Annotated in this window: 18 protein-coding genes and 1 tRNA gene; 8 read left to right on the top strand and 11 right to left on the bottom strand. The window is 58.4% G+C overall.

Translation table 11 applies throughout. The annotated features are described in order from the left end of the window. Positions 1-29: 29 nt before the first annotated feature. Together C8D72_RS02780 and C8D72_RS02775 are read left to right on the top strand one after the other, a co-directional pair. A complete protein-coding gene (locus tag C8D72_RS02780; protein ID WP_115852867.1) occupies positions 30-1,490 on the top strand; it encodes a dihydrolipoyl dehydrogenase in 1,461 nt (486 codons plus the stop codon). A 145-nt stretch (positions 1,491-1,635) separates the two neighbouring features. After that, a complete protein-coding gene (locus C8D72_RS02775; protein WP_115852866.1) occupies positions 1,636-1,908 on the top strand; it encodes a hypothetical protein in 273 nt (90 codons plus the stop codon). A 191-nt stretch (positions 1,909-2,099) separates the two neighbouring features. Here the strand turns inward: C8D72_RS02775 and C8D72_RS02770 are convergent. Together C8D72_RS02770 and C8D72_RS17305 are read right to left on the bottom strand one after the other, a co-directional pair. Continuing rightward, positions 2,100-2,175, bottom strand: a tRNA-Gly gene (locus C8D72_RS02770). 267 nt (positions 2,176-2,442) lie between these two features. After that, positions 2,443-2,718: a hypothetical protein gene (locus C8D72_RS17305; RefSeq protein WP_147301490.1), complete on the bottom strand. Its 276-nt coding sequence runs from the start codon at positions 2,716-2,718 to the stop codon at positions 2,443-2,445. Between the two features lie 336 nt (positions 2,719-3,054). On the opposite strand from C8D72_RS17305, the gene C8D72_RS02760 reads away from it, so the two are divergent. The 5 genes from C8D72_RS02760 (at position 3,055) to putP (ending at position 10,443) form a co-directional block, all read left to right on the top strand. Continuing rightward, positions 3,055-4,107 carry a CNNM domain-containing protein gene (locus C8D72_RS02760; protein WP_115852864.1) on the top strand — a complete coding sequence of 351 codons (1,053 nt, stop codon included), beginning with the start codon at positions 3,055-3,057 and terminating at the stop codon, positions 4,105-4,107. 63 nt (positions 4,108-4,170) lie between these two features. Beyond that, on the top strand, positions 4,171-4,539 hold the full coding sequence (locus C8D72_RS02755; RefSeq protein WP_115852863.1) for a hypothetical protein: 369 nt from the start codon (positions 4,171-4,173) through the stop codon (positions 4,537-4,539). Between the two features lie 40 nt (positions 4,540-4,579). Then, positions 4,580-5,353, top strand: coding sequence for an AraC family transcriptional regulator (locus C8D72_RS02750; RefSeq protein ID WP_115852862.1), 774 nt, complete (start codon positions 4,580-4,582; stop codon positions 5,351-5,353). Positions 5,354-5,616: 263 nt separating this feature from the next. Continuing rightward, positions 5,617-8,808 carry a bifunctional proline dehydrogenase/L-glutamate gamma-semialdehyde dehydrogenase PutA gene (gene putA / locus C8D72_RS02745; protein ID WP_115852861.1) on the top strand — a complete coding sequence of 1,064 codons (3,192 nt, stop codon included), beginning with the start codon at positions 5,617-5,619 and terminating at the stop codon, positions 8,806-8,808. A gap of 144 nt (positions 8,809-8,952) precedes the next feature. Continuing rightward, the gene (gene putP / locus C8D72_RS02740; RefSeq protein ID WP_115852860.1) at positions 8,953-10,443 is read left to right on the top strand and encodes a sodium/proline symporter PutP; all 1,491 of its coding nucleotides are present in this window, start codon (positions 8,953-8,955) and stop codon (positions 10,441-10,443) included. Between the two features lie 129 nt (positions 10,444-10,572). On the opposite strand, the gene C8D72_RS02735 is transcribed toward putP, so the two are convergent. After that, a complete protein-coding gene (locus C8D72_RS02735; RefSeq protein ID WP_115852859.1) occupies positions 10,573-10,857 on the bottom strand; it encodes a hypothetical protein in 285 nt (94 codons plus the stop codon). A gap of 272 nt (positions 10,858-11,129) precedes the next feature. Between C8D72_RS02735 and C8D72_RS02730 the strand changes: the two genes are divergently transcribed. Further along, positions 11,130-11,612 carry an FKBP-type peptidyl-prolyl cis-trans isomerase gene (locus C8D72_RS02730; RefSeq protein WP_115852858.1) on the top strand — a complete coding sequence of 161 codons (483 nt, stop codon included), beginning with the start codon at positions 11,130-11,132 and terminating at the stop codon, positions 11,610-11,612. A gap of 65 nt (positions 11,613-11,677) precedes the next feature. Here the strand turns inward: C8D72_RS02730 and C8D72_RS02725 are convergent, their stop codons facing one another. The 8 genes from C8D72_RS02725 to C8D72_RS02690 all read right to left on the bottom strand — a co-directional run bounded on the left by C8D72_RS02725 (position 11,678) and on the right by C8D72_RS02690 (position 22,581). Then, on the bottom strand, positions 11,678-12,340 hold the full coding sequence (locus C8D72_RS02725) for a hypothetical protein (protein WP_115852857.1): 663 nt from the start codon (positions 12,338-12,340) through the stop codon (positions 11,678-11,680). 93 nt (positions 12,341-12,433) lie between these two features. Then, positions 12,434-13,012 carry a class I SAM-dependent methyltransferase gene (locus tag C8D72_RS02720; RefSeq protein ID WP_170140480.1) on the bottom strand — a complete coding sequence of 193 codons (579 nt, stop codon included), beginning with the start codon at positions 13,010-13,012 and terminating at the stop codon, positions 12,434-12,436. A 429-nt stretch (positions 13,013-13,441) separates the two neighbouring features. Further along, a complete protein-coding gene (locus C8D72_RS02715) occupies positions 13,442-13,942 on the bottom strand; it encodes an NlpC/P60 family protein (protein ID WP_115853587.1) in 501 nt (166 codons plus the stop codon). A 317-nt stretch (positions 13,943-14,259) separates the two neighbouring features. Beyond that, positions 14,260-16,530, bottom strand: coding sequence for a DUF1266 domain-containing protein (locus tag C8D72_RS02710; RefSeq protein ID WP_170140478.1), 2,271 nt, complete (start codon positions 16,528-16,530; stop codon positions 14,260-14,262). An 84-nt stretch (positions 16,531-16,614) separates the two neighbouring features. Then, complete coding sequence (locus tag C8D72_RS02705) at positions 16,615-17,907, bottom strand: acyltransferase family protein (protein ID WP_115853586.1); 1,293 nt, start codon at positions 17,905-17,907, stop codon at positions 16,615-16,617. Between the two features lie 212 nt (positions 17,908-18,119). Then, positions 18,120-20,264, bottom strand: coding sequence for a catalase HPII (katE, locus tag C8D72_RS02700; RefSeq protein WP_115852854.1), 2,145 nt, complete (start codon positions 20,262-20,264; stop codon positions 18,120-18,122). 331 nt (positions 20,265-20,595) lie between these two features. After that, positions 20,596-22,071, bottom strand: a complete 1,476-nt coding sequence (locus C8D72_RS02695) for a catalase (RefSeq protein ID WP_115852853.1) — start codon at positions 22,069-22,071, stop codon at positions 20,596-20,598. A 249-nt stretch (positions 22,072-22,320) separates the two neighbouring features. Further along, complete coding sequence (locus tag C8D72_RS02690; protein ID WP_115852852.1) at positions 22,321-22,581, bottom strand: GlsB/YeaQ/YmgE family stress response membrane protein; 261 nt, start codon at positions 22,579-22,581, stop codon at positions 22,321-22,323. Positions 22,582-22,589 lie beyond the last annotated feature (8 nt).

The raw sequence follows: 22,589 nt of genomic DNA, 5'->3' as shown, positions 1-22,589 counted from the left end.
ACCGTACGCCCTGATACTGGAGTCCCAACATGCAGGAACGACGTGTAGACGTTGCCATCATTGGCGCCGGAAGCGCCGGTCTTGGCGCCTATAGTGCGGCCCGTGCCCACACCGACAGTGTGATCCTGATCGAGGGCGGCCCCTATGGCACGACCTGCGCGCGGGTGGGGTGCATGCCCAGCAAGCTTCTGATCGCAGCCGCCGAGACGGCCCATCATGTCCGAGATGCCAGTGCCTATGGGGTCCATATCGATGGCGACATTAACGTCAATGGCCGCGACGTCATGGCGCGCGTCAAACGCGAACGCGATCACTTTGTCGAGGGCGTCATCGACTCGGTAGACAACATCGATGCCGAACAGCGCATTCGCGGCCATGCCACCTTTGAAAGCCCCGACACCCTGCTCATTGATGACCACACCCGCATTCATGCCGAGCGGATTGTCATCGCCACCGGCTCAAGCCCCGACTACCCGGGCTTTCTCAAGGCTGCCGGTGAACGTCTGGTGACCAACGACGATATCTTTTACTGGGATGATCTGCCCGAATCGATCGCCGTCTTTGGCCCGGGCGTGGTCGGCCTGGAGCTGGCACAGGCGCTGTCACGACTCGGGGTCCGGGTGCGCATGTTCGGTGTTAATGGCACTATCGGCCCGATCAGTGACCCCGACATTCGTGATTACGCCGATCGATATTTCAACGAAGAGTTCTATCTCGACCCCGAGGCCGATACGCGCAACGTGGCCCACGTCGACGACCGGGTTGAGGTGACCTTTGTCGAGCGCGACAGTCAGCGTGAAGTGACCGAACGCTTCGATTATCTGCTGGCCACCACGGGACGTCCTCCCAACATCAAGGGTCTGGATATCGATCGTGCCTGTCTGCGCATGCATGAGGACCTGCCGGTATTTGATCGTTACACCCTGCAGTGTCAGCGTCGGGATGGCACCCCTGCCTCCATCTTCATTGCAGGTGATGCCAATACCGAGCTGCCGCTGCTGCATGAAGCTTCCGATGAAGGCCACCTGGCCGGTGACAATGCCGGGCGCTATCCGGATATTCGCGCTGGCCATCGCCGCTCAATGCTGACCGTGGTTTTCACCGATCCGCAGATTGCGACGACCGGACAGACATGGGCCGAAATCGAACAGCGCGACAGCGACAGCTACGCCATTGGTGAAGTCGATTTCAAGGAGCAGGGGCGCGCACGCGTTATGCGCCAGAACCATGGGCTACTGCGCGTTTATGGCGAGCAGGGGTCGGGACTTTTTCTTGGCGCTGAAATGTTTGGCCCACAGGCAGAGCACCTCGCTCACCTGCTGGCCTGGTGTCATCAGCAGCGCATGACGGTGGCACAGATGCTGGAGATGCCCTTCTATCATCCCTGCCTTGAAGAGGGGCTGCGCACCGCCCTGCGCGACCTTAATGCAGCCCTTCGGATGGGCCCGGCCATGGCTCGACATTATATGGAAAACGGACCGGGCAGCTGAGCCCCTTCCTGCTCGTGTTCACCGGCTGAGGGCCCTGCCCCACGCTGTCGGGTGAGGCGCCGAACAAACGGGCTGCCACACCACATTCTGCTGCCGGAGTGACCTTCCGGCAGCATCCTGACTGAACGGGCCAATGGAGCACTGCATGGCTGACTACATGATTACCTGTGATCTCAAACGCCCGGGGCAGGAGTATAACCATCTGATCCGGGCACTGGCCCTTTATCCCGACAGCCTGCACGTGCTCGAGACGACCTGGCTGGTCAGAACAACGGCCACGCCCGATCACATCCTTGCTGATCTTGAGCAATATGTAGACAGGGAAGATCAGATGCTCATTGCCACGATTCAAACGCCGGCCGCCTGGTCCGACAGTCTGGGCGTGGATCGGGTACTGCACTTTTTCAGTCAGGCCTGAGCGGCCAACCAAACGTGCATTAATGAAGTCTGTATACCCAACAGCGAACTACCAGTGGGTGCATACGATGCACTGTTCACAGAGATATCGGATAACGTTAAAGGCTATAAGACTCAAGAAACCATAAAGGGCGCTGATACGTGGCCCTGCAGGGGGTCTAAATACACGAGAGGAAATGCGAGGGAAGGAAATGGAGCGGGCAATGGGACTCGAACCCACGACATTCAGCTTGGGAAGCTGACGCTCTACCAACTGAGCTATACCCGCATGGCGCTCATCATAAAAGCCACCGCCAACAAACACAAGCTGCACGCCACAAAGCGCTGTTTTTGTGGCAAAAAGGCATCAAATAAAAAAATTTCCAATTTTGGGGATCAAACCAGAAACACGACGGTCATAGTAAGCAAGACGTTCTTCTTCAGTCGCTGAGGAATGCGTTTTGGTTTAACTGTTCCTTGCATGGCCGCCACCTCGTTGTGGCGGTTTTTTTATGTCCGATCATCCGGCGCCACCACCGCTGCGACCGCAGTCTCTCTAGCCGGCCATGACCACATTCAGGCCATGCTCGGTAATACGTCCGCAGCACTGCTCGAAACAGGGTTTTCGAAACAGACGTTGCATCAGATGGCGGGACGCGTGCTCTTCCCAGACTGCATCGATCAACCCCTTTTGAGTGAGATAGCGTACGGCACGGGCAAACTCTGCATCCGTGACGCCAAATTCCATTGCCTTGACATATACACGTTGGTATCGGCCTGTATTGAGCAGGCGAGTCAGGATGGCCAGCTCGAGTGAGTCCAGGGATTGCATGCCGAACGCGCAAGCCTTTTACCATTACATGGGTTAATCGTTTGCTATCGTCGCGGATTATACCCATCAGCTTTAGAGGCTAAAGTATTAAAAGAGGCAGATTTCGTGATCATTTTATTTAATTTCGAAAGACCTGTATTAAACTTACTTAAGTAATGTCGCAAAATGGCGACATCTTGCAGACAATGTCGGTCTTATCGACGCGAAAGCCCTCCCATAGCCCTGCCTGAATTCTTACATATTTTTACACTTTTCCTGCCGGGTTAATCGTTTTTTAATTCACTCGCTTGCTGAAAGTGTCATTAATGGCTGCCTTGCCATTACGTTTGAGCCTCCATGGTCCTTCTGATCGTCTTCGCCGTTGCCGCCATTGCCATCTCTTTTATCTGTTCGGTACTCGAGGCTGCACTGCTGTCGCTGACCCCCAGCCACATCGCACGCCTGAAGGAAGATCGCCCGGCGCTGCATCACTCCCTGAGCCAGCTCAAGGACAATGTCGACCGGCCGCTGGCCGCCATTCTCACGCTCAACACCATCGCTCATACGGCCGGAGCGACAGGCGTGGGCGCGCAGGTCTCTGCCGTTTTCGGCGAGACATGGATCGGTGTGGCCTCGGCCATCATGACGCTGCTGATCCTTGTGCTGTCAGAAATTCTGCCCAAGACCATCGGCGCCCGTTACTGGCGTCAGCTCGCACCAATTCTGGCACCGACACTCAAGACTTTGATCTGGCTGCTGCTGCCCTTTATATGGCTGTCGGAACAGATCACGCGTCGCATTGGTGGCGGCGGGGAAGATGACGTCGATGTTCGTGAAGAGATCAAGGCACTGGCGCGCCTGGGTCAGGAGCGCGGCGTGGTGGATACCGACGAGAGCCGAACCATCGTCAACATCCTCAATCTGCACAATATCCGTGTCCATGAGGTCATGACCCCTCGCACGGTGTGCAAGACCGTGGCGCCCGAAATGACCGTTGCCGAATTCGACGCCGGCTATAGCGACCTGCCCTTTACACGCTATCCCGTCATGACGCCACCGGAGCAGACCGTCGGCTATGTGCACAAAATGGACGCCTATCACGCCGCCGATGACGCCACTCTCGAGGCGATCATGCATCCCATCGAATCGGTGGATAGCAAGGACAGCGTTGAGCAGGTCTTTATCCGCATGCTTAACGATCACCATCACATGTGTGTGGTATATGACGACCATGGCAACTGGGTGGGCGTGCTGACGATGGAAGACATTCTTGAAACCATTCTGGGCCAGGACATCGTGGATGAAACCGACGATGTTTCCAACCTGCGACATCACGCCCGACAGCTGTGGCTCAAGCGCGTTCGCCGCAGTCGCGAAGCGGCCACCGACGACATGCTGCCCAGACGCTGAGACTCTCGGTGCCGGATCGGAACATGCTAGAATGATGCTCCGACCCGGCAAGCGATGACTCCCATGGCTATTTTTGCGCTGACCTTTGTTGTCTGTCTGCTGATCTGCGGTTTCATGGTTACGGCGCTGATCCTGTCGCGAACACCGCGCTATCGCACCAGCGCCGACGACCTGCTGTCTCTGCTTGACGAGGCGCTGGAAAATCGCGTTTCGGAGGCTCGCTGGCACACCATCATCGGTTACCCGATCCGTCATGACCCCTATCTGGAAAACGTGCGTCGGCGCTGTCAGGTCATCATGGATGAGTACGGCCAGCCCTGGCGGCTTCAACAGGGCGGCAATCTGTTTTCAGGCACCGGGATCGAGGAGATCCGCGCGCTGCGCCAGCACCTGACGGCACGCCTGTCGCTCGATGACCGGCGCGCCTTTTGAGTCAGGCCGATGACTGCTCTTCGTTAATGATTGAACTGCCATGACCATCGCGCTGACCAGTACCAACGTCATCCGTCGGGCGCCGCTGGAAGAGATTTCCCAGGCGCACTCACACCCCTTCCATCAGATCGTGATCGGCCTGGCAGGCGAGGCCGAAATCATCATCGACGGACAGCCGCTGCACATTGCGCCCTTTCACGGCTGCACCATTCCGGGTGATCGGGAGCACTGCTACCGCGGCATCGGTGACAACTCCCAGCTGCTGCTGGATCTCTTTGACGATGCACCAGGCCTGTCGGGCGCCTACCGTCATCACTTTCAGCTGTTTTCTCACCCGTTGCACTTTGAACTCGACAGTGCCGCGCGTGCCTATCTCACCTTTATGGTCGAGGAGATCACCCATCAGCCGGACGTCGATCGCGACCTGTTGATCACGACCCTGCTGTCGATTCTCTCCCATCGCCTGCTCGATCGGCAGGCGACCCCGCAGTCGCGGCTCGATCTGGGCATGCTGGATCACTACATCGATCGCCATCTGGCCCGGGCCATCCGCGTGGAAGACCTGGCCGGTCTGGTTCATCTGTCCAGTGCCCACTTTACCGAGCTCTTTCGTATACGCACGGGGCTGCCGCCCTATCAGTACATCCTGCGCAAGCGTCTCAATGCGGCACGCAAACTGCTGCTGGAATCCAGCCTGCCCCTGATCGATATCGCCGAGCGCTCGGGCTTTGCCAATCAAAGTGCCCTGTCGCATGCCTTTAGACGCCACTTCGGTCACTCCCCCAGAGCATTGCGCCAGACCCGCGCAGGCTGAGCATCACCGGCATTGGTCCGGCTGCCCGCCCCTAAGACCAAAGACGTATTGCCGAAACTCCCGCTTTTTGCACGACCAAACTGCCCGTCAAACTCCCGCCAATCTGACAACCCTTCCCGGCAAATCGACAAGACGACGCTGCGCGTCACAGCCTAAAGTCAAAAAAGCCACTATCCTTTTTTGTCACCGCCAGCCATCGACGCCTCATTTGTCCACGCGGTTTGATCCTGCGCTGGCCGTCCTTTGCGGCAAGGAACTTCACTATGCTCAACAGCCAACAGATACTGGATGCCGGCACCTGGCAGCAGCCCCCCGCTACCCTTTTCACCCGCCTCAGCGATCACTACATCGTCGATGAAAACGATCTGATGCGGGAATTTATCGAGCTTTTGCAAACCGATGAAGGGGATTTCAAGCGGATCGCCGACACGACCGCAGCGCTGGTGCGGGAAGTGCGCGCCATGGATACCGCGGTGGATTCCATCGATGAGCTTTTGCAGCAGTACAGCCTGGGCACCCAGGAAGGTCTGATGCTGATGTGTCTGGCGGAGGCGTTGCTGCGTGTGCCCGACAGCGCCACAACCGATGCCCTGATCGAGGACCGCCTGAGCGTCGGGGAGTGGGAGAAATACGCCGGCCAGAGCGAGTCCTGGTTCGTCAACGCCTCGACCTGGGGGCTTTTGACCACCGGGCGCGTGATCAAGCTGGATCAGCCGCAGGACGGCCGCCCGGCGGGCTTTATCAATCGCATGGTCAACCGCATGGGAGAGCCGGTCATTCGCCAGGCGATGCGTCAGGCGATGAAGGTCATGGGTCGCCAGTTCGTGCTGGGCCGCGATATCGATGAGGCGCTCAAGCGCTCAAGGCCGCTGTTCGACAAGGGCTACACCTATTCCTACGACATGCTGGGCGAAGCGGCGCTGACCCGAAACGATGCCGAGCGCTATTTTGACGACTACACCAGCGCCATTCGCGCCGTGGGCAAAACCAGCCAGAAGCTGGCATCCAGTACGCCGGCCCCCTCGATTTCCATCAAACTCTCGGCTTTGCACCCGCGCTATGAGTCCGGGCGGCGCGAGCAGGTTCTCGAAGAGCTGGTCGCCACCGTCAAACAGCTCGTTGAGCTGGCGCGCGGTCTGGATGTCGCGCTGACCATCGATGCCGAAGAAGTCGACCGACTCGAGCTGTCACTCGAGGTCTTCAAGGCGGTGTACAACGCCGATGTCTGTCAGGGCTGGGGCAGATTCGGCCTGGTCATTCAGGCCTACTCCAAGCGTGCCCTGCCGGCGCTTCAGTGGCTGACGCGCATCGCCGATGATCAAAATGATGAAATCCCGGTACGTCTGGTCAAGGGCGCCTACTGGGACAGCGAGATCAAGGAGTCGCAGCAGCTGGGTGTGGACGGCTACCCGGTCTTTACCCGCAAGGCCTGCACGGATGTCTCCTATCTGGCCTGCGCGACCTATCTGCTCTCCGACAACACGCGCGGCCGCCTCTTCCCGCAGTTTGCCACCCACAATGCCCATACCATCGCGACCATTATCGACCTGGCCCATCAGGGCGATCGCGCTTTCGAATTCCAGCGTCTGCACGGCATGGGTGAGGCCCTTTACGAGGCCGCCCTCAAGCAGGCCCCGAAGGGCACCTGGTGTCGCATCTATGCCCCGGTGGGCGCCCACAAGGACCTGCTGCCCTACCTGGTGCGTCGCCTGCTGGAAAACGGTGCCAACTCCTCGTTTGTCCATCAGCTGGTCGACCCGCGCGTGCCAGTGGAATCGCTTTGCGTTCACCCGGTCGAGAACCTGATCGGTGTGGGGCAGTATTTTAATTCCAATATTCCCATGCCGGCCGACATCTATCCCGACGGTCGGCGCAACTCGCGGGGCATCAACCTCAACGTCGAAAGTCAGTTCAGGCCGTTGATCGATGCCATGACGCCCTTTCTAGAGCGTGATTACCGCGCCGGGCCGCTGGTCGGGTACGATCTGGACCGCAATGACGGCGAACTTCGCGACGTCGTCTGCCCGTGGGATCATCAGCGCACCGTTGGCCAGGTGCGCTGGACCAGCGCTGATGAGACCTCACGTGCCATCGATGTGGCCTGGAAGGCCTTTCCCGACTGGAACGATACGCCGGTCGAGCAGCGCGCCGCCATTCTGGAGCGCTTTGCCGATCTGATGGAAAAGCACACGCCCGAACTGATGGCCCTGTGCTGCATGGAAGGGGGCAAGCTGCTGCCCGATGGCGTGGCCGAAGTGCGCGAAGCGGTGGATTTCTGTCGCTACTACGCCGCCCGCGCCCGGGACATCTTTGAAGCGCCTACGGTACTGCCTGGGCCGACCGGCGAGTCCAACGAACTCATCATGCAGGGCAAGGGCGTTTTTGCCACCATCAGTCCGTGGAACTTCCCGATCGCCATCTTCTGTGGCCAGACCGTGGCAGCGGCCGTGACCGGCAACACCGTGCTGGCCAAGCCGGCAGAGCAAACCTCGCTGGTCGCGCATCGCGTTGTCGAACTGCTGCATGAGGCCGGCATGCCGCGCGGGGTGGTACAGCTGCTGCCTGGCGATGGCGCCACGGTCGGCGCCGTGCTCTCGAGCGATCGCCGGATCACCGGGATTGCCTTCACCGGCTCGACCGGGACGGCGCAGCTGATCAACCGCTCGCTGGCCGCACGCGACAACGCGCCGCTGCCAACGCTGGTGGCCGAAACCGGGGGGCTCAACGCCATGATCGTGGACTCCACTGCCCTGCCCGAGCAGGTGGTCAAGGATGTGGTGGTCTCGAGCTATCAGAGTGCCGGCCAGCGCTGTTCGGCGCTGCGCGTGCTCTACGTTCAGGAAGATATCGCCGAGCGCGTCATCGACACCCTCAAGGGGGCAATGGCCGAGCTCAATATCGGTGACCCGACAAAACTGGCCACCGATGTCGGCCCGGTCATCGATGATGAGGCTCGACAGGGGCTCCAGGCCCATATCGACCGACTCAAGGGTGAAGGCCGCCTGATCGCCGAGACCGCGATTGATCCGGCCATTGCTGCCAATGGCACCTTCATTGCCCCGACGGCGTTTCGGATCGATGGCATTGATGCGCTGGAGACCGAGCAGTTTGGTCCCATTTTGCATGTCGCAACCTTCAGGGCGGCCGACATCGATGCGGTGATCGACACCATCAATGAGCGCGGCTACGGGCTGACCTTTGGTGTCCACAGCCGCAACGAGACCTTTGCCAATCGGGTGGCCCGTCGCATCCGGGTCGGCAATGTCTACGTCAATCGTAATATCATAGGGGCCGTGGTGGGCGTACAGCCCTTTGGCGGCCAGGGCTTTTCCGGTACCGGGCCCAAGGCCGGCGGCCCCCACTATCTGCTGCGCTTTGCCAACGAGAAAACGCGCACGATCAACACGGCCGCCCTGGGGGGCAATGCGTCCCTGCTGGCCATGGGAGACGGTTGATCCACACATCATGACGACAACGAGCAATGGGAGGCCATTTGTGGTTGAAAACAACGTCAAAAAAGGTTTCCCATTCGCTCGCGCCCTGCTCATGACAGCTGCAGGAAACCTTCCGACCCAATAATCAGAACACAGGAGAAATTTATGGCTATCGGTGTCTGGATCAGCCTTTTTGCTTATTTCGCGCTCATGGTCGGTATCGGCCTGTATGCCATGCGCACCGCGACCTCGACCTCCGAGGACTACATGCTGGGCGGTCGCACGCTCAGCCCGAAGGTGGCGGCGCTGTCAGCCGGCGCCTCGGACATGAGCGGCTGGCTGCTGCTGGGCCTGCCCGGGGCGATGTTTGCCTCCGGTCTGGGGTCGGCCTGGATCGGCGTTGGATTGCTGCTGGGGGCCTTTTTCAACTGGCTTCTGGTCGCACCGCGTCTTCGTGAACAAACGGTCCACTATGGCAACGCCATTACCATCCCCGCCTTTCTGGCCAATCGCTTCCCGACCCGCGCCATGTCGCTGAGGGTGGTCTCCGCCATCGTCATCGTGGTCTTTTTTGCCATCTACACGGCGTCCGGGCTGGTGGCCGGCGGCAAGCTGTTCCAGAGCGCCTTTTCGGGTCTGGTCAGCATTGGCGGGGCGAGCGATTACGCCTCGGGTGTGATCATTACACTGGGCGTGGTACTGGTCTATACCGTGGTCGGGGGCTTTCTGGCGGTGAGCCTGACGGACTTCGTGCAGGGCTGCATCATGATGCTGGCGCTGGTGATCATGCCGGCCGTGGTGCTCTTCGGCGAAGGCGGTGGCGGTTTTGCCCAGGCCTCGCAGACGCTCAATGAGGTCGATCCCACCCTGCTGTCCTGGACGGACGGACTGACGTTTATCGGGTGGCTTTCCGCGGTCACGTGGGGGCTTGGCTATTTCGGACAGCCGCACATCATCGTGCGCTTCATGGCCATACGCTCGCTCAAGGATGTGCCCACCGCTCGCAATATCGGCATGAGCTGGATGCTGATCTCCATGATCGGGGCCGTCTCGCTGGGTCTGTTCGGGCGCGCCTACGCGGTTCGCAACGGCATGGACATTCAGGACCCTGAAACGATCTTCATTATTCTGGCCAACCTTTTGTTCCATCCGCTGGTCACGGGCTTTCTTTATGCGGCACTGCTGGCGGCGATCATGAGCACCATTTCCAGCCAGCTGCTGGTGGCGTCTTCTTCGCTGACCGAGGACTTCTATCGCCTGTTCCTGCGCAAGGAAGCCACGGAGAAGGAAGTCGTCACGGTCGGTCGCGTCAGTGTCCTGCTGGTAGGAATAGTGGCCGCAATCATCGCCTCTGATCCGAACTCTCAGGTGCTGGGTCTGGTGAGCAACGCCTGGGCAGGCTTTGGTGCCGCATTCGGTCCGGTGATTCTGCTGTCATTGATGTGGTCGCGCACCAACGGTACCGGCGCCATTGCCGGCATGGTCGTGGGCGCGGTCACCGTCATGATCTGGATTGCACTGGGCTGGAACGCAGCGTTTCTGGGCGGCGACGGGATCTATGAAATCATTCCCGGCTTTATCGCCTCGTTTATTGCCATTGTTCTGGTCAGCCGTGCCACCAGCGATGCCGGAGAGTACCAGCAGATCTCTCGCTGAGCGTCTTTATGGCGATGCAGGAATCAGAGCATTGAACGTCAAAAAGGGCTCCCTCGAGAGCCCTTTTTGATGGCATTCATTTGAAAGCGCCTCATTGATTCGAACGATCGCCCAAAGGCTCAAACGCTTTCAGTGCACCTTGCTCAGCGCAAAGCGAATCACCGCTCGTGCAATCAGAGCGATCAGGGCAATCATTATCAGGGTCAGCAACATGGAAGCAGGATTGGTCATCAGTGTTGCAAACAGTACGCCCGCTACAACACACCAAGTAATGCGATTGGCCTGATCATCGTCAATCAGCAGTATGGCCGGCACCCACCGCTTGATCATTTTAGCAAAGCCGCTTTCCCAGCTCTTCCAGGCCAGCGCCGTTGCGATGGCAAAGATAACAATCCAGATGACAGCAATGGTCATAAGCTCTCCTGCGCGAATTTAAGTGTCTATAATCCAGTATGACCTCGGGCACAACGCCTGTGCTACCGGGCCTTCATGACACCGGCCTGAACACGGGTCAGCATCATGCTGGCATGATATCGTAAAAAAAGCGCGATTGATGGCCTGGCCGGGGTTGAAAAATATATGGCCGTCGCCATCTTCATGAGTCAGCACGTCGGCACGCATTAATGGAGACGATGCCCCGACAGTTTGAGAGCAACCAACACGTACCGACGCAAAGGACCCTTATCATGCAGATCGCAGAGAACACAGTCGTATCGTTTCACTACACTCTGAAAAACGATTCCGGTGAAGTACTCGACAGCTCTGAAGGTCGTGATCCGCTTTCCTATCTGCACGGTTCCGGCAACATCATTCCCGGACTGGAGAAGGAACTGTCAGGCAAGACGACAGGTGACACCCTTCAGGCGCGCGTTGAACCCGGCGAAGGCTACGGCGAAGTCCAGCCCTCTCTGGTGCAGGAAGTACCGCGCGATGCCTTCCAGGGCGTAGAAGACATCCAGCCCGGCATGCAGTTTCAGGCGCAGACCGAAGGCGGCCCGCTGCTGGTCACCGTCACCAAGCTCGAAGGTGATACGGTTACCGTTGACGGCAACCATCCGCTGGCCGGCGAAACCCTGAACTTTGACGTCAGCGTCGAATCCGTACGCGAAGCCAGTGCCGAAGAACTCGAGCACGGCCATGTACACGGTGAAGGCGGTCATGAGCACTGATCACCAATGGTCAGTGTTTAAAAAGGCAGCCAGCAGGCTGCCTTTTTTTATGTCTTTTCTGCAGGTCAGATGCTGCTATCCGGGTCGGTTTGCTCGGTAGGCGCCCCTGACGCACTCATTTCCGGGGCCATGCCCAGCTGTCGATAGTTGGTCACCAGCCGCCAGGCCAGTATCCCCAGACAAAGGCCAGCAAAGGCGAACCCGCTCCAGAAAAAGCTCTGTGGCCAGTAGCAGGCGGCCATCAATAGCAGAGTGCGCCCTACACTTCCCGTGACAATATTGATGATACGCTCGGGCGCCCCTGTCCGGGTGACAATGCTTTGCACTTCCTGAAGCAGCACCACCAGCCGTCTTTCCAGATCAAAGACGAGCAGGACAATGACCAGGGTCAGCGCAGGCCAGAAAAGCCGCTCGGGCGAGTAGAGCGAAAGCCCAGCCATGACCGACACGATCAGAACGATTTCCATGAAGGGACGCAGGTAGCGCTGCCTGGCGTCAAGGTGGCCCAGGGCCCTTGATACCCAGCCCGACAGCACGCTCATCAGGCGGTACAACAGTACAGCCAGCGCCGCCATCAGACACTGTTGTGCATATAGCAACGGCGCAGTGGCAACGGCAAGCACGATGGCGGTAAGTGCGAGTCCTGCCGGCGAGATACGCCAGGTGACAAGCTGATGCGCCATCCATGCCATGCTGGTCTGGCATGAACGACGCAGACGAAGGGTCAAGTGAGACATCCTCGGTACCGGAGGCAAAAGAGGCATCATTGTAGAGATGGGCCGTACCGGCGTCGATGCCGGCCTGTTCGGATGGCGTCCGGTTTACGAATGCCTACACTCGAACACGGCCAGAAAACGGTCCTCGCTGCCCGTGCTGTCCGTCACATGCAGGGCTCTGGCAATCCTGGGATCAAGCTGTTGCCCCCCACAGCAGGTATTGCCGGGACGACCGCTAACCCCGGGTAGATCAATGCGGCCCAGGGCAATGCCCTTGTGGGCATCATTAATCACCTGATCGATCACCATTTCGTTGTCCTGCACCAGATGACCATGCGTCATATACACCACGCGGCCGCCATCACGGCACAGCCTGATGGCGCGAAGAAGCAGTGACACCAGCCGCTCGGAGCGTTCCCGCGCCGACAGATGCCGCCCGATCAGTGCAGGAATATCGAGCAGCACGCGATCAAAGGAGCCCACGTCCTCCGGAGACAGTCGATCATCATCAAGACGTGTCATGGTGACATTATGGGGCGTCTGGCGAAGCGCAACGCTTTCCAGTGACAGTGCCCCCATGATGTTGGCGACCAGCTCGCCTCGTTCATCCAGCGCACCGGAGATCAGATGCATGCGCTGCTGACCCGAGCCGTACATGTCCAGGACACGATGATGGGGGGCCATATTCAGCAGCGATATACCATGACCGTTCAACAGCTCGCATGCCGATCGAGACGGCGATCCGCGGTCGAGTGAGGAGGCTGCCAAAGAGAGAGGTATCGCTTCAGCGGGGCATGCCGAAGAGCTTGAGCGTTGGGTATCCATACCTGAAAAGTCCTGAAGTCAATATTCAGGCCGGCATCCTGCCAGCCGTACGCCTTTGCGATTGTACAATATGTTTATATATCTTGTACAAGAAATGAGAAGTCATGGCGTATCGAGGCAGAACAGGATCAGGTGGCTTCAAACTGGTGGGACAGAAGGTAACGGTATAAAAAACGCTGTGGAGGAATAGTGGCCTGCCATCGCAGTCACATCCGGATGGTCAACAGGGTGGGAAAACAAAACGGGCCGATATTTCACAATATCGGCCCGTTTTGATGCTTCAGGTGTTCAGGGAGTGCGCATGGCAAGCGCATTGGTATCCAGCGTGCGGCGGGACTGCCAGTAATGTCGGCTCCAGTAGGGATTGTCCAGTCGGGAAATCTTGACGCCTCTGGAGCTTGAAGCATGCATGAAGCGGCCCTCACCGACGTAGATGCCGACATGCCGGTCACCGCGCCATGGCCTGAAAAAGACCAGGTCACCGGCCTTGAGTGCCGTTTTTTCAATGCGCCGACCGGTCAGTACCTGTCCGGCGGTAGTTCGCGGCAGGTCAAAGTTGAAGCTGTCACGAAAGACCTGTTGTACCAGTGCCGAACAGTCGATACCGCTGCTGCTCTCGCCCCCGAACTTGTAGGGTGTGCCCTGCCAGGTATCATATTCAGCCATCAACGCGGCCTCTATATCGACCGGATAGGCATCCTCAGGCGAGGTATAGTCATACCGGGACGTCTGACGGGCATTCTTTCCTGCTTTCGCTTTCGACGCCTTGGCCGTCGAAAGCGAAAGCATGGCCATATCCTTTGCACCATCCTGAGAACCGGGCTGAGAAGCAGCACACCCACCTAAAGCAAGACACACCAGACTACCCATGATTATTCGCCGCATTCATACGGCCCTTTTTGTTGATGGCGCACTGGAAGCATCCTGAAATTCTCGTGTACAGAGAGGAAATAAGGCGTCAAAAACGACGCCTTCAGGATGGTAAGGAATTTGATCAAGGGTGGCGAGTATTTAAAATTAATCAAACCACCCTTGTTATGACCAAAGCATTAATCGAAAGCCAGTCAAAGGTAACAAAAGGACATTAATGATTACTCATGACTGCGTTAATGCAGAACACGCGCATCTCCCGGTAGCGTATCGGCGTGCAATGGTGGCCAGCGTCGCGGCTGAGCACCGGGAAAATCAAGGCTGGCCCAGCTGCCGGCCAGCGGCGGCAGCCCTGTCTGCCAGGCCATCATGGCCTGATTGAATTCCGCCAGAAAGTGTTCACGCTCGGGGGTGTCGACCATGAAAAAGCTGTAGCCTGCCAGCATCCCCTTGCCGTAGGCCCACCAGTCACTGTAATGGCGGGAGGCCAGCGCCAGCGCCTGATCCAGATAGTGGTGAAGCCTTTCTGCACTTAACCAGCCCAGCTGCCGCCCGGCAGCAGCAAGATCCACCAGCTGCGCGATGTCCCATGCGGCCATATCGATATCGTTGCATTGATGATCGTTTTTCAGCACGCGGCGCAACCTTTCCAGATGCACCCTTTCATCTTCACTGCAATTGGCAGACTCAAGCACGGCAATTTCCTGCTGCAGGCGTCGCTGATTGAGCGTATAGGGACCGTAGTTGATCAGATACTCCTGACGATCGCCCGCCTCGACCAGAAAATCGAGAAAACGAATCAGCTGCGCCGTACCCCCAAGGCCATAGTGACTGTCCAGCCATTCACGGATTTCGGTGGCCTGTACACCATACTGTCTTTCAGGCTCGCCCCAGAGCGCGGCATTGAGCGGCCCCGAGAGCGAGAGCGCCGTGAAGCGTGACAACGACGGCCGTTTACCCGGCTCCTGATGAAAGCCGGCAGGCGCGGTCAGCCAGTGAAAGGGGCTGCCGGGGTCATGGCGATGCCATTCAATATCCTCGACCAGCGACTCCTGCGTGCTGTCTTCAGGCAGGGTCTGCTCCCACCACACCCAGGCCTCCAGCATGGCATCCACACTGAGGTAGTGACGGCTCAGCGTGGCAGCAAGCCGGGTGTAATAGCGCTCCAGCAGCTCGGCTTCACCATGGTCGGCACTTTCAAACATCTGAAGATGAAAGGCATATTTTTCCGCCATGATGATCGTGGCAGAGACCGACGCGCAGCCTGCCAACTGCTGACGGTAGGCCAAAAGCTCGGGTGATGGGGTACCAAAGGGGGTTGCCGTGTCCGGCAGCCTGCCATGCAGGGCATCGGAGGCCAGCTGATTGAGATGGTGTACCTGCCCCGGCATCCAGAAGCGTGACAGCCCTGCCACGCCCTCTTCCGGTCGCCAGTCCAGAATCTCGTTGAGGTATTCCCGACTCAGCCGGCGCTGATCATCGCTCACACCGGGCGCCGCGTACTGACGATACAGCAGATCCGACTCCCTAATGGAGGCCACTGCCAGTGCCCAGTGACGCGCACTGCTGCGCAGCCTGCGGATCATCGCTCGCGAACGTTCACGAAGATCATCGTCAAGCAGCTCATGGAGCGGCCGTTGCCAGGGACTATCGGGCGCTTCAAGCAGCAGCTGCCATTCCACCGTGAAGTTCTCCAGTAGATCGAGCCCTTCATGCAGACTGCGGCCACGCTGCCAGGCCAGTGCCACGTCATGCCAGCTGTCATAACGACGCGTCAGAAGATCCACCCCGTGCGCGGCAAAGCCTCTGGCTTCGTCCTGATCAAGCCAGCCCATGGTCATGCCGGCCCAGGCCAGATCCACCAGACGCAACCAGTCCCACGCGGCCACATCTCGGGGCTGCCCCTGTACCACCAGCGCCTCGAGCGTGGCGGCATAGGTCGCCTGGGGCGCCATGCGCGCGTGCCACTGCAACCGTTGCGGCCGGGTCATGGCTTCAAAGCGCAGATGATCCAGCTCCCAGCCGTGACGATGCCCCTGCCCGGCCAACCAGAGCAGCATGCGTATCAGCTCATCACGTTCATGAATGGACCAGACCTCGCGCAGGAAATGCCCGGTGCGTTCGCGCTCAAGGCCGGCCGCTTCCATGCTGTCGATCATGATGGGGGCAAAGGGGGCGCGGGCACGCCATATCGCACTGTCGCCCTGATCGGGCCACGGGGGCTGCGTGGTCTCCTCCTGAAGCCAGGTCAGCCACTGCGCGAGCGCCTGCTCATCCAGCCACTGGGCATTGAAGGCCAGCACCAGCATGGTGACGGCTTCATCACGCTGCGCCTGATCAAGGCGCCCTACCATCTGCCACCCCAGAGCACCAGGCTCCTCGATGTCCATGCTGCGCAGACGGGCAAGGGCACGAGAAACGTTCATGGCACGCTCGGGCGGCACCTCACGATGCCAGCCATGGCTGGCCAGACGCTGGGCGCACCAGGTCTGCAGGCTCTCTTTCAAAAAATACCTCATGGGACAGATGTTCGGTCACGCCATTGCGGGGGCGGTCGTTGTCGTTATTGTAACCTGAACCGCCCCCTTGTCTCAGCGGGGTTCGCGCGGGTCCGCCATGCGCTCGGCATGTGTCTTGTTACGCGCAGGGGCCGAGGGCAGCATCCAGCCCAGGATCCAGCGGCGAATACGTACGACAAACTGCTCCTGAAAGAGAACGCAAAGAACCACGGTCATCAACAGATAGACCGGATAGAGCCATATGGAACTATCACCGGCCGCCGCCAGACACAGGCGCAGGTTGTCGGCACACAGGGACGGCTCGCCCTTTAAAATCTGCTCACTGCGAGTAAAGATCACATAAAGCGGCACATGCAGGGCAAACATGGGCAGCGATGCCCCACCCAGACGCCCGGCAAACTTGGTCAACCGCTTGCTGTCAGGCGTGGGGATGTGCACGCACAGATAGATCAGTGCCATTTCAGCCGTCAGCAACAAGCCGTTATGCAGCAGGTAGTACCAGGCGCGCCCGTGCTCAAGCAGCCAGGTGGCCACCAGACAACACACCACGATATACAGCGTCAACATCAGTTTGCCGCGTGCCTTGAGCAGACTGCCGGCGTTTTTCTGCTGCATGTAAAAGGCGCACAGCAGGATACCGGCAATGAACTCGGGCAAACGAATGATGGGGTTGCGATGCAGGATGCCTGTTTCCGGCATGTCATAGGGCGTAAAGGCTACCACCAGCAAGGGCGGCACCAGATAGACCAGATTGGTGACCAGGATGGCCAGCCGTGTCCTTTTGACCTTCATGAGCCGGGGCGCAATGAAGGGAAAGGTCAGATAAAAGAAAAACAGGGCCGAGATCGACCAGGACGGCGGATTGAACGTCAGATAATAGGGGTTCCATGCGTGCAGCATGAATACGTTGAGCACGACATTAAACCAGAGCTCAACATCACCCATGGTGTGGCGCAGGGCCTCAGGGTTGACGATGCCGGTGTCGTTGTTGACGTCATAGAGTACAAAGCGCAGCGAGGTGCCGGCATCCTGCGCCGTCAGGGCCAGATATCCCACCCCGGCGGACACCGCCATGGCCAGCAGACACGAGCCGATATGGATCGGATACAGGTTGGCAAACCGCTTGGTCATGAAGCTTTTGGCCGGCTCACGCATCTCGTGCTGATCATTGAGATAGACATGAGCCAGCAAAAAACCTGACAGGATAAAAAAGGTACTGGTCGAAAAAAATCCCAGATCCGTGACATAGCCCGACCAGCTTCTGATGGACGGGTAGTTATGCAGGGTATGAAAGATGACGATGTAGAGACCGAGAAAAAATCTCAGCCACTCAAGTCCAATAAATCGCTCTTTGGAAGAGGCCATGATATCCACTCAAAGCACTGACGTAAGCGGGGCAAATCCGCCATGCCTTTTGGCAGATGACTGACAGATGCCGGTTTGGCAAGCAACATACGCAGCTCTTGTGCGAACGTCCACTCCGGATGGTCATAATATGTTAATCCACAGGCGGACACTAAAAACCCCGGCCAAGCCGGGGTTATCAGTCATCGGATAACGGAGCTTGATCCGCGGAATCAGGCCGGCTGAGTGTTGGCCTCCGGATTGCGGCTCCACACGCGATGCTGGCCGAGCAGCTTTTTAAAATCATCAAAGATGGCATCAACGGTGTCACCCGTCAGCACACCTTCATCCATCCTGATATTGGCCGCCTCAAGAAGATCCTTGCCCTCACCTACGGCGCCGATCACCTTCAGATGCTTCCAGGCCTCCTGCGGATAGTAGCGTCCCTGACCGCTGGCCTTGAGCGTTTCGATGCTCTGCGCGCCACCGGCGATCAGTACCGCATCCATGGTGACCGACGGCAAACCGTTGAGCATGGCGTCCGGCGTGATGGTGTTGCCATTGCTTGCCTTGACCGGTGCCATGGTCGGCGCAATGATCATGCCCTGCGCGCCTTCGGCCTTGAGCTTCGACTGCAGCGCCGTGACCTGGTCAAGATCAACCCCGTCGGCAACCAGAATGGCCACCTTGCGGTATTTGATATTGCCGGGCAGACGCGCCATCAGACTCAGCGAGGGCGACTCGGTCAGCGTGCTCTTGCCCAGCTCTTCTGCCGAGGCCGGCTTTTCTGTCGGTGCCTCGATGCCGTGAATCTCACCGACACGACGCGCCAGGTCCAGATCGATGTTGGGCAGGATCTGCTGGATCACGCGCTCACGAATCCACGGGCGTTCGACCTTGGAAAGCTCAAACGCGTAGGCCTGAACGATGTGCTCCTTTTCCACGTCTGTCTGGCTGTTCCAGAACAGCGTCGCCTGCGAGTAGTGATCGGCAAAGGAAGCACTGCGACCGCGAACCTTGTGCGCATCAACGCGCTCGTTGACCGATTCAAACCCGCCATTTTCCGCTGCCGGCGGCGTTTCACGCGGCCAGCCGTCGTCAATCGAGTTGGGCTCGTAGGAGGCCTGACCCTTGTTGATCGTCATGCGATGGAAGCTGTCACGCTGATTGTTATGCACCGGCGTGACCGGACGGTTGATCGGGATCTCCTTGAAGTTCGGCCCGCCCAGACGCAGCATCTGGGTATCGAGATAGGAGAACAGACGACCCTGCAGCAGCGGATCGTTGGTGAAGTCGATCCCCGGCACGATGTGTCCCGGATTAAACGCGACCTGCTCGGTCTCGGCGAAGTAGTTGTCCGGGTTACGGTTGAGCGTCAGCTTGCCCAGCGGTGTAACCGGCACGATCTCTTCGGGAATCAGTTTGGTCGCATCCAGAATGTCGAAGTCGAACTTGTGCTCGTCTTCTTCCTCGATGATCTGGGCGCACAGTTCCCACTCAAGATAGTCACCGTTGCTGATATCGGTGGCCATCTCGCGACGGTTGAAATCCGGGTCGCGACCCCACAGCAGCTGCGCCTCATCCCAGATAAATGACCAGGTGCCTGCCAGCGGCTTCCAGTGAAACTTCACAAAGCGCGACTTGCCCTGCTTGTCGACCAGTCGGAAGGTATGAATCCCGAAACCTTCCATGGAACGATAGCTGCGCGGAAAAGCGCGATCAGACATGGTCCACAGCACCATGGCCGCCGACTCCGGCATCAGGGAGACAAAATCCCAGAAGGTATCGTGCGCCGACTGCCCCTGCGGAATCTCGTTGTGCGGTTCGGGCTTTACAGCGTGCACGAAGTCGGGAAATTTGATGGCGTCCTGGATGAAAAAGATCGGCATGTCGTTGCCAACCAGATCCCAGTTGCCCTCTTCGGTATAAAACTTGGTCGCAAAGCCACGCACATCACGCACGGTATCGTTGGAGCCGCGCGAGCCCTGCACGGTGGAAAAGCGTACAAAGGTCGGTGTCTGCTTGCCGGCCTTGAATACCGCTGCCTTGGAATACTGCTCGGCCTCCGGGTAGGCCTCGAACACGCCGTGCGCGGCGGCGCCGCGGGCGTGCACAATACGCTCAGGGATACGCTCGTGATCGAAATGGTTCATCTTCTCGCGGAAGATGAAGTCCTCCATCAGCGTTGGACCACGCTCACCTGCCTTCAGGGAGTTGTGGTTGTCGGCAATGCGTACGCCGTTGTTGGTACGCAGGTCGTGGCCTTCAGCATCATTGCGAAACTGCTCAAGGCTTTCATTCTTGCTCTGATCACTGGTCTTGAAATCAGTGTCATGCGGACCGTCATTGTTGGACGCGCTATAGGGATTATTTGCCACGGTATAGTCTCCTCATCGAATTCGGCAATGAACCACTGCCGGTCTGCCTATCCATCGGCGGCGCCTTAGAAAAGCGCTCGAATTACCATTTGCTCAGCATGTCAGGACACTGATCAATCAATACAGGGCACCTTGCAGCTAATCAGCGTAGGTGCCTTTGCGCCACCATGCCAAAAGAGAATCCGTGATCACCCTGATAGCCATTTTCTCTCAAACCACTGATAAAAAAGGGCTTACTGATATATAACGCCTGCATCTGCCGGTTCCTGACAGCAAAAAAGGCTGCCGGACAGTGTCCGACAGCCTTGTCATCTTCCCTGATGAATGGCAGTTATCCTCCCAGCAATGCCTTGAGACGAGCTTCGACACGCTCACCGTAGTCGCGATCGGCGGCGTGACACTGCGCAACGATGCAATCACGGACACTCTGATCGACCTCGGTCAGATCGGCAGCGATCGTGCTGGTCAGACGATCGCGCTCTCCTTCATCAAAGAGGCGATACAGGTTGCCGGCCTGAGAGAAGTTGTCTTCATCGGTGTTGTCGTAATATCCCACCCACGCATCCGCTTCCAGCGGCATCGGAGGCTCGCCCACGCGGGCATCCGGTGCCGGTGCGCCCTGGGCCACGCGGTTATTGGGATAGAAGTTGGTCGTCGAGTACTGTCCGCCCAGGCCATCATCTCGCAGGGTGCCGGCCATGAAGCCATCGCGCTGGTAGTTGTTGACCGGGCAGCGCGGCTGGTTCACCGGAATCTGCTGATAGTTGACCGTCAGGCGGTAGCGGTGCGCATCGGCATACGACCACAGACGCGACTGCAGTACGCGATCGGGCGAGGCGCTCACGCCCGGCACGAAGTTCGACGGACTGAATGCCAGCTGTTCCACCTCGGCAAAATAGTTGTCCGGGTTGCGGTTGAGCTCGAGCTGTCCGATCTCCATCAGCGGGAAGTCAGTGTGCGGCCAGACCTTGGTCAGATCGAACGGATTGATGTGATAGTGGCGCGCCTCTTCCTCGGTCATCACCTGCAGCTTGACCGTCCAGCCGGGGAAATCGCCCTGCTCGATGTGACTGAAAAGATCCGCCTGATGATGATTGACCGGCAGCGCCTGCGCTTCCTCGGGCGTCATGTTGCGAATGCCCTGGTTGGTCTTGAAGTGCCACTTCACCCAGACGCGCTGACCGGCATCGTTGTAAAGGCTCAGCGTATGCGAGCCAAAGCCGTGCATGGTGCGATAGCTGTAGGGCATGCCGCGGTCCGACTTGAGGATCGTGACCTGATGGAAGGACTGCGGATGATTGGCCCAGAATTCCCACTGATTCTGCTGGCTGGGCAGATTGGTGCGCGGGTCCTTTTTCTGGGTATGAATGAAATCGGGGAACTTGCTCGGCTCGCGAATAAAAAAGACCGGGGTGTTATTGCCGACCAGATCAAGGTTGCCTTCACGGGTATAGAACTTGACCGCGAAACCGCGGACGTCGCGAATGTTATCGGCCGAATCCTGGCCGCCGGCCACGGTTGAAAAACGCAGCGCCACCGGCGTTTGCGTATCCACGCCACGCAGGAAATCAGCGATGGTCAGGTCAGAGAGATCGCGCGTAAGGCTAAAGGTACCAAAGGCCGCACTGCCGCGCGCATGCACGACGCGCTCGGGAATCTGTTCACGATTAAAGTGGGCGAGCTTTTCAAACAGACGCCAGTTATCAAAGGTCAGCGGCCCATTACGGCCAGCGGTGATGCTGACGTCATCATTGGGTACGGGCGCGCCGTTGGCCGTGGTATAGCGGATGGGAGCTGAATCGGTCACTGATTGCTTTCCTGTATGGGTCTCTAACAGGCGATAAATTTACACAATCAAGTAACGGGATGTTAATGGGCTTTTCCAATTTGCACGATTGCCAACACTGTATGGACGACCATGACAAAAAAGGGTAATTCAACGCGGAAAATGGCGTCGCCTGAAAGATGGAAGATAAGGGAAAGGGACCAGATAGCGGGCCAAACGCAACGACGCCCGGCAGTACCGGGCGTCGTCAGGAAGAATAACGGAGCAGGTTCAGACCTTGCCGTTACCCTTGCCCTTGATCAGAGAGACCAGCCACAAAAGAATCACTGAGCCAATAGTTGCTACGATAAGTGACCATATAGTGCCGCCAGAACCAGCACCCAACATGCTGAAGATGGCGCCACCCAGTACTGCCCCCACAATACCGACAATGATGTTGCCGACGATGCCGAAGCCGCCGCCACGCATGATCTTGCCGGCAATCCAGCCAGCCACACCGCCAATAATCAGCCAAAAAATTACGCTGCCCATGGTCTTCT

It is taken from the genome of Kushneria indalinina DSM 14324 (assembly GCF_003385845.1).
Taxonomy (GTDB): domain Bacteria; phylum Pseudomonadota; class Gammaproteobacteria; order Pseudomonadales; family Halomonadaceae; genus Kushneria; species Kushneria indalinina.
Note: the sequence above shows the minus strand (reverse complement) of the source record. Positions and strands in the feature narration are given on the sequence as shown.

What these genes read in the sequence shown, in the direction of transcription:
- C8D72_RS02730 (WP_115852858.1), top strand. Translation starts at nt 11,130, where the DNA reads ATGCAGATCGCAGAGAACACAGTCGTATCGTTTCACTACACTCTGAAA.
- C8D72_RS02750 (WP_115852862.1), top strand. Translation starts at nt 4,580, where the DNA reads ATGACCATCGCGCTGACCAGTACCAACGTCATCCGTCGGGCGCCGCTG.
- putP (WP_115852860.1), top strand. Translation starts at nt 8,953, where the DNA reads ATGGCTATCGGTGTCTGGATCAGCCTTTTTGCTTATTTCGCGCTCATG.
- putA (WP_115852861.1), top strand. Translation starts at nt 5,617, where the DNA reads ATGCTCAACAGCCAACAGATACTGGATGCCGGCACCTGGCAGCAGCCC.
- C8D72_RS17305 (WP_147301490.1), bottom strand. Translation starts at nt 2,718, where the DNA reads ATGCAATCCCTGGACTCACTCGAGCTGGCCATCCTGACTCGCCTGCTC.
- C8D72_RS02760 (WP_115852864.1), top strand. Translation starts at nt 3,055, where the DNA reads ATGGTCCTTCTGATCGTCTTCGCCGTTGCCGCCATTGCCATCTCTTTT.
- C8D72_RS02715 (WP_115853587.1), bottom strand. Translation starts at nt 13,942, where the DNA reads ATGCTTTCGCTTTCGACGGCCAAGGCGTCGAAAGCGAAAGCAGGAAAG.
- C8D72_RS02720 (WP_170140480.1), bottom strand. Translation starts at nt 13,012, where the DNA reads ATGGCCCCCCATCATCGTGTCCTGGACATGTACGGCTCGGGTCAGCAG.
- C8D72_RS02780 (WP_115852867.1), top strand. Translation starts at nt 30, where the DNA reads ATGCAGGAACGACGTGTAGACGTTGCCATCATTGGCGCCGGAAGCGCC.
- C8D72_RS02705 (WP_115853586.1), bottom strand. Translation starts at nt 17,907, where the DNA reads ATGGCCTCTTCCAAAGAGCGATTTATTGGACTTGAGTGGCTGAGATTT.
- C8D72_RS02690 (WP_115852852.1), bottom strand. Translation starts at nt 22,581, where the DNA reads ATGGGCAGCGTAATTTTTTGGCTGATTATTGGCGGTGTGGCTGGCTGG.
- C8D72_RS02735 (WP_115852859.1), bottom strand. Translation starts at nt 10,857, where the DNA reads ATGACCATTGCTGTCATCTGGATTGTTATCTTTGCCATCGCAACGGCG.
- C8D72_RS02755 (WP_115852863.1), top strand. Translation starts at nt 4,171, where the DNA reads ATGGCTATTTTTGCGCTGACCTTTGTTGTCTGTCTGCTGATCTGCGGT.
- C8D72_RS02775 (WP_115852866.1), top strand. Translation starts at nt 1,636, where the DNA reads ATGGCTGACTACATGATTACCTGTGATCTCAAACGCCCGGGGCAGGAG.